We start from the raw sequence: 17,327 nt of genomic DNA, 5'->3' as shown, positions 1-17,327 counted from the left end.
AAGCAGGATAATGTCTTTTTGCCTAATAGGCAATTAACGTATGCAATATTTCATGTAAATACATGAGATTCCTGTCCGGCGTTGTAAAAAACTTGCCCTGACGCAGACATTCAATCTTTACCGCAACATTTGTCGGCGTCCACCGTCATTTCAACAGCGTTTGATAATTTCCATGTGGAAACTTGTGACGCATCAATTTGCCAAAACATGGCCGCTCTATAGTCAATGCAATGGCGCAGAAATTTACGGCAGGAAACATATTAGCAGGAATGGGCAATGTTTCACACCCGATTGCGCCAGGGACTTGTGATTCACTTTTGGGAGCTTGTCATGCATACCTTCCTGTCGGCAGTACAGCAATTCGTCAAGGATGAGGATGGGATTACGGCGATCGAATACGGCTTGATTGCGGCATTGATGGCCACCGCCATCACTGCCGGTTTCCTGCTGATCAAGACCAACTTGCTGACCGTCCTCACCGACATTTCTGCGAACCTGGTGTTGACGCCCTAAGCGGGTGCCCGCTGCCGGCCGGCCGGTGGCGGGTTTTTTTTCAGGAGGTGCCGCATGCCTGCCTATGCCGTATTCGACCTGCTGCTGCTGTGCTTTGTGACCGCCGCCGCCGTCAGCGATTTGATCCGCCGCAAGATTCCGAATCTCCTGGTGCTGTCCGGCATCCTTGCCGCGCTGGCCCTGCATGCATGGCTGTGGCCGCAGCAACTGGCTGTGCTGTGGCTGGGCGGCATGGCCACGGGATTTTTCCTGTTTTTACCCCTGTACGCGCTGCGCGGCATGGCCGCTGGCGACGTCAAGCTGATCGCCATGGTGGGGGCCTTTGCCGGTCCCTGGCCGGTGCTGCAGATTTGTTTTGCCACCTTTGTGCTGGGAGGCCTGATGGCCGTGCTGATGATCAGCTACCAGGGCAAGTGGCGCGCCTGCCTGCGCAATGTGCGTCAACTGCTGTGGCCGATGATCGCCCGCATGGCCGGCATTCCGCTGGCCCCGGCGGCCCTGGGCGGCGGCGCCAGCGTGGGCAATATGCCCTACGGGCTGGCCATCGCCCTGGGCAGCCTGGCGGTGCAGGGGCAGCATTATTTCTGAGTGGCATTCATTGCTCTTGATCAATGGCCGCCAGCACCCGCTCGCTAGAATGATTTCTGTGCAATGCAGTCTTAACCGGCTTGGAGAAGCAGCATGACCGAGGTCGACTATTCCCTGAACACCGACAGCGTAGCGCGTCCGGCCGACGCGAACCTGATGCCGCCTTTGCCGCCGCAGCCGAAGAGCTTGCGCGAAACGGGACTGGAGCGGCAACTGGTGGTCGAGCTGATCGCCAAGCTGCTGTTCGTCGATGGGCGCACGCATCTGTCGGCGCTGACGACGCGGCTGCGGCTGTCGCTCAACGTCTTGCGCGAAGTGCTCGATTTCATGGTCGGCGAACAGGTGGTGGAAGTGGCCTGGCGCGGCGAATCCGATATCGAGGTGCAGTATCAGTTGACGGGAAGCGGCAAGCAGCGCGCCACGGCTTTTCTCGAGCGCTGCGCGTATATCGGCGCCGCGCCCGTCACCCTGGAAGCCTACCGCGCCATGGTGGCGCGCCAGTCGTGGCGGGCACAGGAACAGCGCATCGGCAGCGACGACCTGGCCGCTGTGCTGGGCGGCGCGCATGCGGGGCCGGGCATGCTCGACGTGGTGGGCGCGGCCCTGCATTCGGGGCGCTCGCTGCTGCTGTACGGTCCGCCGGGCAGCGGCAAGTCGACCCTGGCGCTGCAGCTGGGGCAATTGCTGCACGGGCTGGTGGCCGTGCCCTACGCCATCGTCGCCGGCCAGGACATCATTCAACTGTACGACCCGGCGCAGCATCTGCCGCCGGCGCCGCAGCACGTCAGCCATGCGCGCCAGGCGCTGGAGCGGCGCAGCACGGACATCCGCTGGGTGCTGTGCCAGCGTCCCGTGATCCACGTGGGCGCCGAGCTCGACGCGGGCATGCTGGAACTGCGCCACGACGCTGGCGGCGGCTGCTACCAGGCGCCGCCGCACGTGCGCGCCAACAATGGCATGCTGGTCGTCGATGACCTGGGCCGCCAGCGCCTGAGTGCGCCGGAACTGCTGACGCGGCTGATGCAGCCGCTGGCGCGTGGCGTCGACCAGCTGGGCTTGCCGGGCGGCGTGAAGCTCAGCATGCCGTTCGACAATGCCCTCGTCCTGGCGACGAATGTGCCGCCGGGCGAGCTGCTCGACCCGGCCTTGCTGCGGCGCATCGGCTACAAGGTGCATGTGGGGCCGCTGGCCGACAGCGCCTACCGCGCCCTGTTCCGCCAGCAATGCCACCTGGCCGGCATCGGCGTCGATGAAACGGTGCTGCAGCACTTGCTGCAGCAGCTGCATGGCGCGGGCGGGCGGCCCTTGCTGGCCAGCTATCCGCAGGAATTGTTGTCGCGCATCAGCGACTTCGCCGGCTTTGCCGGCAGCGCGCCGCGCCTGACGGTGGCCGCCCTGGAACAGGCGTGGGCCAGCCTGTTTGCCAGCTGCGATTTGCCGCCGGCCGCCTTCTGCGAGAGCATCGCATGAAAAACCGGCGCGCCCTGTTGATGATGGGCCTGGCGATCGTGCTGGGCTTGCTGGCGGTGCTGCTGGCCTCGCACTGGCTGCTGCGCCAGGCGCCGGCCGGCAAGGGCAAGATCGTCGTCGCCGCCAGCGATGTCAACCTGGGCCAGCGCCTGTCGCCCGAGATGCTGCGCCTGGCCGAGTGGCCGGCGGAAAGCCTGCCGCAAGGGGCGCTGCAAGATACGGCGAAACTGGCCGGCCGCGTGCTGAAAACCAGCGTGCTGCGCGGCGAGCCGTTGAGCGAAGCCAAGCTGGCGCCGGCCGGCACCCTGGGCGGCCTGTCGGCGCTGATCACGGAAGGGCGGCGCGCCATCACCGTGCGGGTCAACGACGTGGTCGGCGTGGCCGGTTTCGCCTTGCCGGGCAACTATGTCGACATCATCGTGAGCACCCATCAGGACGGTGGGCGGGAAGGCGGGCAGGGCCGCAGCATTTCCAAGATCGTGCTTGAACGCATCCTGGTGCTGGCCGTGGCGCAGGAGGTGGGCCGCGACGAGACCAAGCCCCGCGTGGTCAATGCGGTGACCCTGGAAGTGACGCCGGCACAGGCGGAAAACCTGGACCTGGCGCGCAGCGTGGGCAGCCTGTCGCTGGTATTGCGCAACCAGGTCGACCCGCAGCCGGGCGTGACGGCGGGGGCGACCAAGCTGACCTTGCTGGGCGGGCCGTCCGACGCCGCCGCCGAGCCCGTGCCAGCCGCCGCACCCGTTGCCGCCGCCGCGCCGCGCCCGGCGCGCGTGGCCCAGGCGCCGGCGCGCCAGTGCAGCGGCGTCATCGATGGCACGCGCCAGTCGCGCGAGTGTTTCTAGTTTCCCGGCATTCAATCACCATGGACTTGCTCACATGAACCGCGCCCTGCTGCTCCTTTGCTGCTTCCTGCCGTGCTTGCCCGCGGCGGCCGATCCCGGCCCGCGCTGCGGTGGCGAGGCGGCGTCGCCGGGCAACTTGCAGCTGCACGTGGGCAAGTCGAGCATGCTGCGCCTGCCGGAGGCGGTGCAACAGCGCAGCGTCGGCAATCCGGCCGTGGTGCAAGCCATGCTGGTGGCGCCGGACACCTTGTACGTGGTGGGTGTCGACGTGGGCAGCACCAACATGATCATCCAGGGCAAGAGCGGCCTGTGCAGCGTAGTAAATGTCAGCGTCAGCATGGACCCGGCCGGCCTGCAGGCGACCCTGGCGGCCCTGATGCCCGACGAGCAAGTCATCCGCGTCACGGCCGTGGCCGATTCGCTGGTGCTGAGCGGCACGGTGCAGGATGCGGGCGCCGTGGTGCGCGCCGTGGAACTGGCGCAAGCGTATGTGCGTCGCGCTACCGTACCGCTGGCGCTGCCCAAGCCTGCCGATGGCGCCGCCGTGCCGCTGGCCACGGCAGGCGCGGGCGGTACGCCGGCAAGCCGCATCATCAACATGCTCGACGTCAGCGCGCCGCAGCAGGTGATGCTGGCCGTGCAGATCGCGGAAGTGTCGAAGTCGCTGCTGGAGCGCCTGGAAGTGGGCGCCACCCTGCGTTTCGCCTCGGGCAGCTGGGCCACGACGTTGCTGTCGAATTTCCTCAGCGGCGCGGCCAATGGCGTGCTCGACGTGCGCAAGTCGAACGGCCAGAAGCTGACCATCGAGGCGCAGAAACAGGATGGCCTGATCCGCATCCTGGCCGAGCCGACGGTGATGGCGATCAGCGGCCAGGAGGGCAGTTTTTTGGCAGGCGGCAAGATTTTCATTCCCGTCGGCCAGGACAACAACAAGATCACCCTGGAAGAGCGCGAGTACGGTGTCGGCCTGCGCTTCACGCCCACCGTGCTGGCGGGCGGGCGCATCCATTTGAAGGTGGCGCCGGAAGTGTCGGAACTGTCGCGCGAAGGCGTGGGCATCTCCGCCGCCGGCGTCAGCGCGCGCTCGATCCTGCCCGTCATCACCACGCGGCGCGCCTCGACGACGGTGCAGCTGTATGACGGCCAGAGCTATGCGATCGGCGGCTTGATCAAGAATAACCAGGTCAGCAATATCACGGGCGTGCCGTGGCTGAGCGAAGTGCCTATCCTCGGCGCGCTGTTTCGCAGCACGGATTTCCAGCATGACCGCACGGAATTGCTGTTTGTCATTACCGCCCACCTGGTCAAGCCCTTGCCGGGCGTGCCCGTGCTGCCGACGACGCAGCTGACGCCGCCATCGCGCAGGAGCCTGATGGGCGACGGCACGATGGAGGGGCCGCCGCCGGCTTCATCGCCACCGTCACCACCACTGCCATCGGCGCCGCGCGCGGCCGCTGGTTTCGAGTTGCCATGATGCCGGGAGCTGCCATGTGGAAATCCATCTTGCCGTTGTCGCGGCGCCTGGCCGCGCTGGCGCTGGCGCTGCAGCTGGCCGCCTGTGCGCACAGCAGCACGCCGCGCCTCGACGCGCGCTTCGGCGACGCCGTGCGCCTGGCCATGGTGCAGCAGGTGCGCGCACCGGCGCAGGCGGCCAACCGCGCGCCGGCCGATGGCCTGGACGGCCCCAGCGCGCGCGCCGTCCTGGAACGCTACCGCGCCTCGTTCGCCGAACCGAACGGCCAGCCCGTGGCGCCGGTGCAGTTCATGCTGGGAGGCGGCAGTGGAAAATAGCCGCCGGCGCCAGGGCGGCTCGATGCTGATCGCCTTCTCCATCCTGCTTATCGTGGTGCTGGGCTTTATCGGCCTGGCGCTCGATGTGGGCCAGGTTCTCAGCCGCAAGACGGAGCTGCAAAACCTGGCCGACAATGCGGCGCTGGCGGCGGCGGCCGAACTGGTGGGCACGGCCGAGGGCCTGGACAGCGCCGTGGCCAAGGCCAGGGAGAGCGCCAGCGACAAGAGCGCCTACCGGCACCGCTTGCTGGGCGCGCCCCTGTCCGAGGCCAGCATCCGCTTTGCCGGCACGCCCGATGCGGCGGCCAGCGAATGGCAGGCGGCCGCTGCGGTAAGCAACCCGGCGGCGGCGTTGTACGTGCGCGTCGATACGGGGGCCAGCGAACCGTCGTTGGGACGGGTGACGACGGCCTTTTTGGGCGCCTGGTCGCCGGCGCTGCGCACGCTCGAGACGGGCGCGCGTGCCGTGGCAGGGCGCAGCGGCCTGCGCCTGACTCCGCTGGCCGTGTGCGCCTTGTCGCCCAGCGCCGCCAGCGCGCGCGTCAATCCGGCGCTGGGAGCGACGCAGGAGCTGCTGGAATTCGGTTTCCGGCGCGGCGTCGCCTACAACCTCTTCAAGCTCAATCCGCACGGCCCGGCAGCCGAGCACTTCGTGCTCAATCCACTGGCCCAGCCCGGCACGCTGGGGGCGCCGGCGCAGGTCGGCAACGCCGCCGTGCTGCCGTTTGTGTGCGGCGGCAGCGTGCTGTATCCGCGCATCGGCGATGCCGCCATGCATGTCCACCGGCCCTTTCCCGTGACGCTGTGGCCGGCCTTCAATGCGCGCTTCAACCAGATGGCGGGCAGCGGCTGCCACCCGCTGATGGCGCCGCCCGACACGAATATCCGCCCCTTTCCGAATGCCATCTCGAACTGGTGGATGACGAACACGCCCGACGCGCCCAGTGCCCTGAGCACGGGCAATCCCCTGTTGTCGGTGGCCGATCCGGAAACCAGCGTGCCCCCCCCAGCGGTGGCCAGCTATGGCCCGTTGTGGTCGTTTGCGCGCGCGGCGAAATACAGCGATCCGAAGCCGGCCGGCGGCTACCTGCCCTTTGCCACCAGCGACTGGGCCAAGCTTTACCCGGCGACGCCAGCGGCGCCGCAGGCCAAGGCCGGCTATCCGGCCAGCGGCACGCCGTTCCTGCTGCCGGCCTTCCTGACGGCGCCCGTGGGCAACACGGCCGTGGCGCAGCGGCGCCTGCTGCATATCGCCTTGCTGGCGTGTCCCGTGCCGCCCGGCAGCGACGTGCTGGTTCAGGTGCGGGGAATCGGGCGCTTTTTCATGACGGCGCCGGCCAGCAATGGCACGCTGAGCGCGGAATTTGCCGGCATGGTGCCCGAAGGCACGCTGGGCGGCCCGGCGGAGTTGGTGCGATGAGGCCGCCTTGCCGCGCGGCGCGGCGCGAAAAGGGTGTGGCGGCCATCGAACTGGCGCTGATCATGACGTTCTTCATCGGCCTGCTGCCCTTCGTGCTGCTGTTCGGCCGCGCCTTCCTGGCCTATACGGCCTTGCAGAAAAGCGTGCACGACGCGGCGCGCTACATGGCGACCCTGCCGCTGGCGCAGATGGCGAACGGCGACGCGGCCACGCAGCACGGGACGTTTGCACGCCAGATGGTGCTCGAGGCGATGGCCGAAACGGCGCCGCACATGCAGGCGGTCAGCGTCAGTCTCGACTGCATTTATCTGGCCGACGACTATAACTGCGGCACCTTGCCAAGCGCGCCGACGCAGGTGCGCGTCAAGGTGCTGATGGAATTGCCCATCGACTTCATGCCCGACTATGCCAGCAAATGGCTGCCGCAGCTGAGCGCCATCCCGCTGCGGGCAAATGCGATTGTGCGCTATGTCAATTAAGCCATGCATGCGGCCATGCGGCCGGCGCCAGCGCGGCGTGTTCGCCGTCGAATTCGCCATGCTGGCGCTGCTGTTCTTTTTCTTTCTCTTTTCCATGATCGAAGTGGCGCGCGCCGTGTATTTATGGAACATGGTGCACGAAGTGACGCGCCGCGCCGCGCGCGCCGCCGCCGTCACCGATTTCAGCAGCGCCAGTGCGCTGCAGGCCGTGCGCGAACACGCCGTGCTGCGCAGCGCACCGGGCAGCCTGCCGCTGGGCGGCGGCATCAGCGATGCCTACGTGCGCATCGATTACCTGTCGCTGGCGGACGGCACGCCCGTGGCCATGCCCGTGACCACCTTGCCAGGCTGCCCGCAGCGCAACCGCATCAATTGCCTCGACGATCCGCATGGCGCCAGCTGCATCCGTTTCGTGCGCGCCCGCCTGTGCGTGCCCGGCGATGGCGGGCGCTGCGAGCAGGTGCCATACCGCCCCATCCTGCCCTTGCTGGGCGCGTTGTTCCCCTCTGGCGCGCAAGCCGTGCGCCTGCCCAGCGGCCTGACCATGGCCGTGGCCGAGTCGCTGGGCTACCCGGGCAATACCGCCTTTTGTCCATGAGCGCCGCCAGGGTGCTGCCGATTGCCGTATGCCGTCTTGAATGAAGCGAGGAGTGCGATGAAAGCCCTGATGATTACCGCCGACGCCAGCCTGCACGATGAAATCGCCGCCCAGGGCGCCGCGCGCATGCCCGTGCTGCGGCTGCTGGAGCGGCGCAGCGGCCTGCGCGACGCCGTCGAACGCATGCTGCCTGAAGCGCCCGAACTGGTCATCGTCGACGCCAGCGGCATCGACGCCGACGAGGCGGACTTGCTGGAACGCCTGGCGCGCCAGTATCCGCTGGCCGTGCTGATGCTGCTCGCGCGCGGCCAGCAGCAGGATGTGCTGATCCGTGCCATGCGCGCCGGCATGCGCGAAGTGCTGCAGCTGCCGCTGGTGCACAAGGCCTTTCATGAAGCGATGGACCGCGTAGATATCCAGGCCGGCGTGACGCAGATGCGCGATGGCAAAGTGCTGGCCTTCATCTCCTGCAAGGGCGGCAGCGGCGCGACGTTTTTGTCGACGAATTTTTCGTATGCGCTGGCGGCGCTGGCCGGCTGCAAGGTCCTGCTGATCGACCTGCACGGCCAGTTCGGCGACGCCACCCTGTATGTCTCGGACCAGAAACCGGCCATGACCCTGTCCGACATCTGCGCGCAGATCGCGCGCATGGACGGCGCCTTCCTCGCCTCGTGCCTGGTGCATGTGACGCCGAACTTCGGCGTGCTGGCGGCGGCCGACGATCCGGCGCACAAGGTCGACATGCAGCCCGACCACATGGACCGCATCCTGGCCGTGGCGCGCCAGCACTACGACTACATCGTGCTCGACGTGGGGCGCCAGATCGATGCGCTGTCGCTGCGCGCGCTCGACAACGCCGACGCCATCTACCCGGTGCTGCAGCTGGCCCTGCCCGACATCCGCGACGGGCGCCGCCTGCTCGATATCTTCCGCTCGCTCGGCTATCCGGGCGAGCGCCTGCGCCTGATCGTCAACCGCTATGAAAAGGGCGGCCGCCTGCGCCTGGCGGACCTGGAGCAGGCGCTGGGGGCCGAGGTGGTGCACACGGTGCCCAACGATTACCTGGCCGCCACCGATTCCGTCAACCAGGGTATTCCGCTGCTGCAGCTGTCGCGCACCAGCGCCGTAGCGCGCAGCCTGGCCGAGCTGGTGGAACTGGTGACGGCGCGCCGCGTGACGGAAAGCCGCGGCCTGTTCGACCGCCTGTTCAGCCGCAGCGAGGCTTGATGCGGTAGCCGATGAACGATGTCAAGGCTCCCGCCGGGAGCCATCAGGGGAGCCGAAATGACTTTACGCGAACGCCTGGCGGCGAATGAAACGGTCCGTCCAGCCAGCCATGGACAAGGCGCGCTGGCGCTGCACGCCTACCAGGAACTGAAAAAAACCATGCACCAGACGATACTCGACCGTATCGACCTGGAGCGCCTGAAACGCCTGACGGCGGAGCAGTTCAAGCACGAGCTGGCGCTGCTGGTGCAGCGCGTCATCGAGGAAGAGCGCATCGTGCTGAACCAGCATGAGCGGCATAGCCTGGTACTCGACATCCAGCACGAGATGCTGGGCTTCGGCCCGCTCGAACCGCTGCTGGCCGACGCCAGCGTGTCCGACATCCTCGTCAACACCTGCGACAAGGTGTATGTGGAGCGGGGCGGGCGGCTGCAGCTGACGGACGTGACCTTCCACGACAATGCGCACCTGATGAAGATCATCGAGAAAATCGTCTCGCGCGTGGGGCGGCGCGTGGATGAATCGAGCCCGATGGTCGATGCGCGCCTGCCGGACGGTTCGCGCGTCAACGCCATCATTCCGCCGCTGGCCGTCGATGGTCCCATCCTGTCGATCCGCCGCTTCGCCGTGCATCCGCTGACGATTGCCAACCTGCTCGACTACAAGAGCCTGACGCCGCCCATGGTGCAGGTGCTGCAGGCGCTGGGGCAGGCGAAGGTCAACATCCTGATTTCGGGTGGCACGGGCAGCGGCAAGACCACCTTGCTTAACGTGCTGTCCGGCTTCATTCCCGGCAGCGAGCGCATCGTCACCATCGAGGACGCGGCTGAACTGGCGCTGCGCCAGCCGCACGTGGTGCGCCTGGAAACGCGTCCGCCGAACATCGAGGGCAAGGGCGAAGTGAGCCAGCGCGCGCTGGTGCGCAACGCGCTGCGCATGCGGCCCGACCGCATCATCCTGGGCGAGGTGCGCGGCGCCGAGGCGCTCGACATGCTGCAGGCGATGAACACGGGCCATGAAGGCTCGCTGGCGACCATCCACTCGAACACGGCGCGCGATGCCCTGGCGCGTCTGGAAAACATGGTCGGCATGGCCAGCGTGAACCTGACGCCGCGCGCCACGCGCCAGCAGATTTGTTCTGCCGTGACGGTGGTGATGCAGGTGTCGCGCCTGACGGACGGGGCGCGCAAGCTGGTCAGCCTGCAGGAAGTGACGGGCATGGAAGGCGACATCATCGCCATGCATGAAATCTTCCGCTTCGAGCAGACGGGCGTCGACGCCGCGGGCAAGGTGCTGGGCCACTTCTGCGCCACGGGCGTGCGGCCGCGCTTCACGGAGCGCCTGCGCATGTTCGGCGCGCCGGTGCCGGACAGCGTGTTTGATCCCGACCGCATCTACGAGTAAGCCAGGCTGCTGCGCGCCGCGCTGCGCGGCTTGCGATGCTCACCGCCGCGCGCGGCGGTTTTGTTCGACGTGACAAGGAGGGATCATGGACCTGGTCTTCTATGGCTTTGCCGTGCTGCTGTTCGCCGCCTGCATCCTGATGGTGGAAGGCGCCTGGCTGTGGTGGTCGGGCACGCATGGCAGCGCGGCGCGGCGCATCAACCGGCGCCTGCGCCTGATGGCGGCGCGTGGCGAGACGGGCGGCGAGCGGGTGTCTATCCTGAAGCAGCGCCGCTATGCGCGCACGCCGGGCCTGGAACGCCTGCTGCGGCGCGTGCCGCAGGCCGCAAAGCTCGACCACCTGCTGCTGCAGTCCGGCTTGTCCTGGTCGGTGGCGCAGTTCCTGGGCGGCGCGGCAGGCCTGCTGCTGGCGGCCATGCTGCTGCTGGCCATCTGGCCCATGCCCTTGCCCGGCGCGCTGCTGGTGCTGGCCGTTGCCGCCAGCGGGCCGCCGATGCTGGTGCTGCGCGCGCGCGCGGCGCGGCTGCAAAAGATCGAGGCGCAATTGCCGGAGGCGGCCGATTTTCTCGCCCGCGCCCTGCGCGCCGGCCACTCGTTTTCGAATGTGCTGCAAATGGTCGGCGACGAGCTGAGTGAACCGATCAGCGGCGAATTCAAGATGGCGCATGAAGAGATCAATTACGGCGTGCCGATGAACGAGGCGCTGCAGAACCTGGCCGCGCGCATCCCGCTGACGGACTTGCGCTACCTGGTCATCGCCGTGCTGGTGCAGCGCGAATCGGGTGGCAAACTGGCCGAGGTCCTGGTCAGCATCGCGCGCATCATCCGCGCCCGCTTGAAGCTGCTGGGACAGGTGCGCGTGCTGTCGGCCGAGGGCCGCATGTCGGCCTGGGTGCTGGGGCTGATGCCGGTGGTGATGATCGGTGTCATGGCGCTGGTCAACCCGCAATATATCAGCTTGCTGTGGACGGACCCCAGCGGCATCAAGCTGCTGTGGTATGCGGCGGGGATGGTGGCGCTGGGCGTGGTCTGGATGCGCAAGGTGATTCGCATCCGCATTTAAGGGATCGCCTGAAAAAGTCCGTGGCGTCGTGGCCTCGCCTCGGCGTACCTGCGCAGCGTCGCCGGCGCCGCGCCTGGCCCTGAAGGTTTTTGCAGCCGCTGAGAGAGGAAATCATTCATGACCGGTGCACAACTGCTGTTTCTCGCCATCGTCTTCGCCGTGGTGGTGGCGCTGGCCCTGCTGGCGTGGCTGATCTTCTTTCCCGGCACCTTGCGCCAGCGGCTGTTCGGCTTCATGGCGCCGGCGGCCAGCGGCAGCGTGGCCGAAGGCGGCTGGGTCGAGCGCGTGGCCCGCGTGGCGCAGCCGTTCAGCAAGCTGTCGCTGCCCGAGGAAGGCTGGGAGCGTTCGCCGCTGCGCACGCGTTTCATGAATGCCGGCTGGCGCCAGGCCAGCGCACCGGCCCTGTACTTCGCGGCGAAGACCGTGCTGGCCCTGCTGTTTCCCACCGTGCTGGGGCTGTATGCGGCCAGCGCCATGGGGGCGCAGCTGCGCAGCGTGCTGCTGTTGCTGCTGTGCGTTAGCGCCACCGTTGGCTATTACCTGCCGAACCTGGTGCTGTCGAGCACGGCCAAGCGGCGCCAGCGCGACATCTTTGAAAATATCCCCGATGCGCTTGACCTGCTGACCGTCTGCGTGGAAGCGGGCCTGAGCCTGGAGCGCGCACTGGTCAAGGTGTCGGGCGAAATCCACATCAAGAGCGTGGTGCTGGCGCAGGAACTGCAACTCGTGCTGATGGAAATGCGCGCCGGCTTTTCCAAGGAAAAGGCGCTGCGCAACCTGGCCCTGCGCAGCGGCGTGGAAGATGTCGATACCCTGGTCGCCATGCTGATTCAATCGGAGCGTTTCGGTACCAGTATGGGCGATTCGCTGCGCGTGCATTCGGAAAATCTGCGCAGCAAACGCAGCCTGCTGGCCGAAGAGGCGGCTGCCAAGATCGCCTTGAAACTGCTGTTCCCGCTGATTTTTTGCGTCTTTCCCACCCTCATGCTGGTACTCATGGGGCCGGCCGTGATCGAAGTCTATCGCGTGCTCGTGCCAGCCATGGCCAGCCGCTGAAAGGAACTGCCATGCACTGGACGCTTTCCCGTTTCGCCGCCGCTTGCACCTGCCTGGGCCTGGCTGCCTGCGCCAGCCATACCGCACCATCGCCTGCGCTGCCCGTTGCCATTGCCGATGCGGATGCGGATGCCGATGCCGCCTATGCGGAGGGCCGGCGGCATTTCGATGCGGGCGACCTGCCGGCCGCGCAGGCGGCCTATGAGCTAGCCTTGCGCGGCGCGCCGTGGCACGTGCATGCGCGCAATGGCCTGGCCGTGCTGCACGCGCAGCGGGGCGAGCATGCCGCCGCGATCGCCCATTGGCAGGCATTGACGGACAGCCAGCAGATACCGCGCCCGCAGCAGGCGTATCTGTTCAGCAATCTGGGCCATGCCTATTATTTGAGCGGCCGCGACGCGCAAGCCTTGCCCATGCTGGAAAAAGCTTGCCTGCTCGACCCGCTCAATGCGCTGGCCTGGCAGCATCTGGCACAGGTGCTGGAGCGGCTGGGGCAGCATGAGCGCGCCGCCGTCATGCGGCGCCAGGCGGATAATCTGCAGCAACACGATTGGCAGCGCGACATGGCCCTGCTGCGCAGCGCGGAAAAGCCTGCCGCGGCAGAGGCGCAGGCAGCGCCGGCGGTAGCGCCAGCGGCAGTCGCACCAGCCGCGCCCGCCATGGCGCGCATCGAGATCACGCAAAGTGATGGCATGGCACGTTTGCAGCGCGTGCCGGCAGTGGCTGGCGCAGCCATTACCAGCGTCGCCAGCGTGGCCGCCGCTGCCCCGGCCCGTCCGGCGTCTGTGGCGGGGTTCTCTCCCCCGCGCCTGGAGATCCTGAACGGCAATGGCGTGCCGGGCATGGCCGCCGCCATGGCGCGCAGCCTGTCCGGCAGCGCCGTGCAGGTGGTTCGCCTGGCCAACGAGGCGTCATTCCAGGTGGCGCGCACGCGCGTCGAATACCGGCCAGCGCAGGAACAGGCAGCGCGCCAGCTGGCGCGCCGCCTGGGGGCACAGGTGCAGACGCAGGCCGCCGACTGCCCCGCCAGCGAACTGCGGCTGATACTCGGGCACGACCTGGGCGACCCTGCCGTGCTGCACCGTTACTATGTGCAGCAGTTGCAACTGGCGCGCCAGGCGCTGGCACGGCTGGGCTGAAGCGTTTCCGCTGGACATAAACAACACGCGGCGCCCGTCAAGGCGCCGCGTGTTGTTGTACGTCATGCCGCTGCCGGTTTCGGCTGGCGGCGCCGCGTAAAGGCCAGGGCCGCCAAGCCGGTGCCCAGCAGGAACAAGGTGCCCGGTTCCGGTACGGCGAGGGGCGCGATGACAACGATGTCGGTGCGCGTGGACTTGGAAAAATTCAAGGTGTAGCTGCCAGCGGGCAAGGCGAAATTCGAGGTCAGGGAAAACATGGCGAAGCCGTTCGCAAAGGCCCGCGCGGTGGCGGGATCGTTGGTGCCCGCCGTCATGTTCAGACTGAATGGATCCAGGCTGCCGAGCGTGTGGTTGCCGTTGATGTCGCTGCCATTGCTGGCATCGCCGTCGGGCGCGAACTGGAAGATTACGCCGTCGGCAGTCGCATTCGACAGGCAGCCGGCGGGGCTGGACGTGTTGCAGGAGATATTGAAGATATCCATGATCGACACGTTCGACTTGTCGCCCAAAGTCGTCACGTTGGCCAGCAGGTCGCGCCGCCCCATGAAGCTGAAGGTAATGAAGCCGGCGCTCGACAGGGTCAGGTTGACGGAGCCCGTCAGCGTATCGCCCGCCGTCGAGGATGCGGCGCCGATCGTGTTGCGCTGGGCTTCCGACACGGCGCGCACGGTGGAGCCGGTGGCGTTGAGCATGTTGCCGAAGGCATGCGCATCGCCACGCGCGAATTCGAGGGACGTGGTGGGCGCGTAGTGGTTCTGTGGCGACGCGCCGCAGCCGCCGCCCGAACACACTTGCAGCACGTCGGCGTTGGCGGCCGGCCCCGTGTTGACGGCACGCGGGTTGACGGCCACGCCGCCTTCGAAAAAGGCGCTATCGCTGGCATTGCGGTTGGCGCCCGCCAGCGACAGCGCTCCGGCACTGGTGGTGATGCGGAAGTTGTTCAATTCGTTGACGGCCAGGCCATACGCGCCTGCCTGCGCCTGCCCGGTGGCCAGCAGGCCGGCGGTGGCAAGCAGTCCCAGCCAGCCCAGGGTCTTGCTTCGTGTGTGATTGACGTTCATCGCAGCCTCTTATCGTGGTCGGTTCGGGAAAAATTCCGGGGGAACGATCCAGAACGACTTGCCTGGACTCATCTCGTAGACGGAGATAAGCAGCTAGCGTGCCACGTAAAAAAAATCTGCTGAATCAAACACTTGTGTAGAGCTAACTGAGCTGTTTGAGGCAAAGTGTAAGAAAGGCCGACGCCGCTTGCCGGACGGTGGCGGCGGCCTCAGGTGCCGCGGTGGTAGCCCAGGTGGCCGCCGGAATTGCGCGCGCAACCGCAGCCGATGCGCGCGACCGCGTCCCCTTCGGTCAGTTTCCAGTTGGTAATCGTCGTGTGTGCCCAGTCGATGTCGCTTTTCTTGACAGGTTTTACTGTCAGGGTGCGCTGCGCCGCATCCGTGTATTCCATCAGCTCTTCATCGTCGGCGATATCGAAATGGCGGTGGATCAGCGCGATGCCGAAACGGTCGAGCGCGCCGTAGCGCTGCAGCACGTCGCGCAATTCGCGAAAGCAGGCCACGTCCTCCGGCTGCAGCGGATTGACGGCGGCAATATCGGCGACGGGCTGCCATTGCATGGCGTGGATGTTCAGGCTGTGCATGATGCTCTCCTGTGCCCCGTGATGAAAGGCCCAGGCTGCCGGAGGGGCGCTGGCACGCCTGGCGAAATCCCTATCCTGGCCGCCGTGCGCGATCGGCGTTTGCGTTATCTCAAAGGTGCGCGTCTCGTTGCCGATTCCCTGCGGACCGTTAGAATAGGCGATGGCAAACAAAACCCCCACCTTCCCCGGCGCACGCACGGGCCGCGGCCAGGTCCTGGCCGTGCTGCTGTCGAACCGCGACCAGTCCGGCGCCGAACCGCTGCAAGGCCGCGTCTCCCTGGCCGCCATCGTCAAGGCGCTGAAACGCAAATACCACTGGCCGATCGAGACTCACAGCTTTCCTGCGAATACGCAGGATGGCCGCGCCAGCTGGGCGACCGTCTACAGCCTGCCGGAAAAGGTGATCGAGGCCGCGCTTGACAGGGGCGGGCGGGAGTGGCTGGAGAGCCGGGGAATGGAAAAGCGGTAATGCAATAGAAAGGGGCCATATGCCGTAACATATAGCCCCTGGCATTGGCTGCAGGAATAGGGCATGCGCCAGCAGGAGAATGCCGTTGAATGGAGACGATTCCGGTAAATGCGCCCGTTTATGTCTTCAGGCGAATTTTCATCAGCGGACGTTGGTCGATATTGCCAATTTTCCAGGAATAGCTTCCTAATAAGCCAAAGAATGATGGTGTCGACGTCGCGTTATGTGACAGGACCTCGGCATTCTTTGGCAGCGTGACTTCCAGGGTGCCGTCGAGTTTGATACCCATTTCGCTCAATTGTTTTTTGCCATTCTTGTCCAGCTCGCCGGAGGCGATGGTAATGATTCCATCCTTGCCCGTGCCTACCTTGAGTACACCCAGCACATTCAGGGCTTCGCCTTTCTTGCGCTTGCTTTCCAGCACCAGTTCATACCGGCCATTGCCCAGATAATTGGCCTTCTTGACGTCCGGATCACGTTGGAATGTCGCGGTCTCGCGTGCAAGGCTTTCATTTTCTTTTGCGGTTAATGTCCCCGCTCTCACCAATTGCATGGCAGCCATCGGTTGTGCGACTGTCCCAATATAAGAAAAGGAATAAGTGCCATCCGGCTGGAATATGGCCTTGGCATTAAAACGTTCCGGGATAAGGCATCCGGTCAACAGCAGAGCGCCAGCAACAACGGCCGTGAATAATCGACGAGTCATTAATAAACCATATAAAGAAGTGAATGGCGTGAAGTGTAGCGCAAGCACCCAATATATTGCCTAAATAAAATTATTTATCTTTGACGGCCTGTGTTTATTTTCAGCGCTGGCGGGTGGCAGAAACGCCGCCTGATTGGCCAGCTGTCTGCGCGGAGTATGTTGTGGTGGATGGGCGCGGCGGGAAAAGAAAAAAGGGCTACCGGCCGAAGCGGGTAACCCTTTGATTTCCTACTAAAATTCTGGTGCCGACTGCCGGTTTCGAACTGGCCACCTGATGATTACAAATCAACTGCTCTACCAAATGAGCTAAGTCGGCAAAAACTGCGCGTTGCGAATTATACGCTATTTAATGCGTGTCAGGGTCGGGCGGCCGCCTTTTTTTGGTGGCTCGTCGTCGCCTGGGGTCGCCGCGTCGCGTTGTTCCGGGGAACCGGTGGGCACGGACGACAGGGTCGGGGCGCTGGCGGCCGGGGCGATTGCTGGCGGCGGCACGTCTGCAGAGGCCGGGCTGTCCGTTGGTTGCGCGTCGGGATCATCGTTGCCCAGCACAGGCTCGAAGGCCATGCCCTGGCCGTTTTCGTTGGCGTAGATGGCCATCACGTTGTCGACCGGCACGTAGATTTCACGCGAGACGCCGCCAAAGCGGGCGTGGAAGCGGATGGCGTCGTTGTCCATCTTCAGGCCACTGGTGGCGCCGAAGCTGATGTTGAGCACGATCTCGCCCTTTTTCACGTATTCCATCGGTACCGTGGTGCGCGAATCGACTTTGACCGCGAGATAAGGCGTGTAGCCGCTGTCGGTGCACCACTCGTAGATGGCGCGCAGCATATAAGGTTTGGTTGAGATTTCAGACATGGTAGGCACTGTGAGGCGGGAGCGCCCCCGCAAGGCGGGCGCACCGGTAATTCAATGAG

19 protein-coding genes and 1 tRNA gene are annotated in these 17,327 nt (G+C 65.8%); 15 read left to right on the top strand and 5 right to left on the bottom strand.

What is annotated here, in order from left to right:
- Positions 1-330 precede the first annotated feature (330 nt).
- The 14 genes from ACQ4WR_RS11920 (at position 331) to ACQ4WR_RS11855 (ending at position 13,593) form a co-directional block, all read left to right on the top strand.
- Positions 331-513: a Flp family type IVb pilin gene (locus ACQ4WR_RS11920; RefSeq protein ID WP_092798663.1), complete on the top strand. Its 183-nt coding sequence runs from the start codon at positions 331-333 to the stop codon at positions 511-513.
- Between the two features lie 54 nt (positions 514-567).
- A complete protein-coding gene (locus ACQ4WR_RS11915; protein WP_436487427.1) occupies positions 568-1,101 on the top strand; it encodes an A24 family peptidase in 534 nt (177 codons plus the stop codon).
- Positions 1,102-1,194: 93 nt separating this feature from the next.
- Positions 1,195-2,571, top strand: a complete 1,377-nt coding sequence (locus tag ACQ4WR_RS11910) for a DUF8689 domain-containing protein (RefSeq protein WP_102295394.1) — start codon at positions 1,195-1,197, stop codon at positions 2,569-2,571.
- Entirely contained in the window at positions 2,568-3,416 is an 849-nt protein-coding gene (gene cpaB, locus ACQ4WR_RS11905; protein WP_436487425.1) for a Flp pilus assembly protein CpaB, read from the top strand. The genes ACQ4WR_RS11910 and cpaB overlap by 4 nt, the downstream gene beginning before the upstream one ends.
- Before the next feature lie 34 nt (positions 3,417-3,450).
- Positions 3,451-4,890 (top strand): type II and III secretion system protein family protein, encoded by a 1,440-nt coding sequence (locus tag ACQ4WR_RS11900; RefSeq protein ID WP_436487423.1) that lies wholly within the window; start codon positions 3,451-3,453, stop codon positions 4,888-4,890.
- Positions 4,891-4,904: 14 nt separating this feature from the next.
- Positions 4,905-5,207 carry a hypothetical protein gene (locus ACQ4WR_RS11895; protein WP_436487421.1) on the top strand — a complete coding sequence of 101 codons (303 nt, stop codon included), beginning with the start codon at positions 4,905-4,907 and terminating at the stop codon, positions 5,205-5,207.
- Positions 5,197-6,627 carry a pilus assembly protein TadG-related protein gene (locus tag ACQ4WR_RS11890; RefSeq protein ID WP_436487419.1) on the top strand — a complete coding sequence of 477 codons (1,431 nt, stop codon included), beginning with the start codon at positions 5,197-5,199 and terminating at the stop codon, positions 6,625-6,627. Before ACQ4WR_RS11895 ends, ACQ4WR_RS11890 begins: the two co-directional genes overlap by 11 nt.
- Complete coding sequence (locus ACQ4WR_RS11885; protein ID WP_436487417.1) at positions 6,624-7,106, top strand: TadE/TadG family type IV pilus assembly protein; 483 nt, start codon at positions 6,624-6,626, stop codon at positions 7,104-7,106. Before ACQ4WR_RS11890 ends, ACQ4WR_RS11885 begins: the two co-directional genes overlap by 4 nt.
- Positions 7,107-7,113: 7 nt before the next feature.
- The gene (locus ACQ4WR_RS11880) at positions 7,114-7,704 is read left to right on the top strand and encodes a TadE/TadG family type IV pilus assembly protein (RefSeq protein ID WP_102297184.1); all 591 of its coding nucleotides are present in this window, start codon (positions 7,114-7,116) and stop codon (positions 7,702-7,704) included.
- Positions 7,705-7,761: 57 nt separating this feature from the next.
- Positions 7,762-8,931: a CpaE/TadZ family protein gene (locus ACQ4WR_RS11875; RefSeq protein WP_102297187.1), complete on the top strand. Its 1,170-nt coding sequence runs from the start codon at positions 7,762-7,764 to the stop codon at positions 8,929-8,931.
- 57 nt (positions 8,932-8,988) lie between these two features.
- The gene (locus ACQ4WR_RS11870; RefSeq protein ID WP_102297190.1) at positions 8,989-10,335 is read left to right on the top strand and encodes a TadA family conjugal transfer-associated ATPase; all 1,347 of its coding nucleotides are present in this window, start codon (positions 8,989-8,991) and stop codon (positions 10,333-10,335) included.
- Between the two features lie 85 nt (positions 10,336-10,420).
- Positions 10,421-11,398 carry a type II secretion system F family protein gene (locus ACQ4WR_RS11865; protein ID WP_436487414.1) on the top strand — a complete coding sequence of 326 codons (978 nt, stop codon included), beginning with the start codon at positions 10,421-10,423 and terminating at the stop codon, positions 11,396-11,398.
- Between the two features lie 117 nt (positions 11,399-11,515).
- Entirely contained in the window at positions 11,516-12,454 is a 939-nt protein-coding gene (locus ACQ4WR_RS11860; RefSeq protein WP_436487412.1) for a type II secretion system F family protein, read from the top strand.
- An 11-nt stretch (positions 12,455-12,465) separates the two neighbouring features.
- A complete protein-coding gene (locus tag ACQ4WR_RS11855; protein ID WP_436487410.1) occupies positions 12,466-13,593 on the top strand; it encodes a LytR C-terminal domain-containing protein in 1,128 nt (375 codons plus the stop codon).
- Positions 13,594-13,655: 62 nt separating this feature from the next.
- Here ACQ4WR_RS11855 and ACQ4WR_RS11850 read toward each other — a convergent pair whose 3' ends face one another.
- Together ACQ4WR_RS11850 and ACQ4WR_RS11845 are read right to left on the bottom strand one after the other, a co-directional pair.
- Positions 13,656-14,654, bottom strand: a complete 999-nt coding sequence (locus tag ACQ4WR_RS11850; protein ID WP_102297200.1) for an EDSAP-1 family PEP-CTERM protein — start codon at positions 14,652-14,654, stop codon at positions 13,656-13,658.
- Between the two features lie 209 nt (positions 14,655-14,863).
- A complete protein-coding gene (locus ACQ4WR_RS11845) occupies positions 14,864-15,238 on the bottom strand; it encodes a hypothetical protein (RefSeq protein WP_436487408.1) in 375 nt (124 codons plus the stop codon).
- Positions 15,239-15,398: 160 nt separating this feature from the next.
- On the opposite strand from ACQ4WR_RS11845, the gene ACQ4WR_RS11840 reads away from it, so the two are divergent.
- Positions 15,399-15,707, top strand: a complete 309-nt coding sequence (locus ACQ4WR_RS11840; protein ID WP_102297206.1) for a hypothetical protein — start codon at positions 15,399-15,401, stop codon at positions 15,705-15,707.
- Positions 15,708-15,825: 118 nt separating this feature from the next.
- Here the strand turns inward: ACQ4WR_RS11840 and ACQ4WR_RS11835 are convergent, their stop codons facing one another.
- The 3 genes from ACQ4WR_RS11835 to ACQ4WR_RS11825 all read right to left on the bottom strand — a co-directional run bounded on the left by ACQ4WR_RS11835 (position 15,826) and on the right by ACQ4WR_RS11825 (position 17,268).
- Entirely contained in the window at positions 15,826-16,461 is a 636-nt protein-coding gene (locus ACQ4WR_RS11835) for a hypothetical protein (protein WP_436487406.1), read from the bottom strand.
- Between the two features lie 192 nt (positions 16,462-16,653).
- Positions 16,654-16,729 (bottom strand) — tRNA-Thr (locus ACQ4WR_RS11830).
- 26 nt (positions 16,730-16,755) lie between these two features.
- Positions 16,756-17,268: a ClpXP protease specificity-enhancing factor gene (locus ACQ4WR_RS11825; protein ID WP_102297212.1), complete on the bottom strand. Its 513-nt coding sequence runs from the start codon at positions 17,266-17,268 to the stop codon at positions 16,756-16,758.
- Positions 17,269-17,327 lie beyond the last annotated feature (59 nt).

Origin of the sequence: Janthinobacterium amylolyticum (assembly GCF_051380655.1) — a bacterium.
Taxonomy (GTDB): domain Bacteria; phylum Pseudomonadota; class Gammaproteobacteria; order Burkholderiales; family Burkholderiaceae_D; genus Janthinobacterium.
The sequence above is the reverse complement of the archived record's forward strand: the minus strand, read 5'-3'. Positions and strand labels throughout refer to the sequence as shown.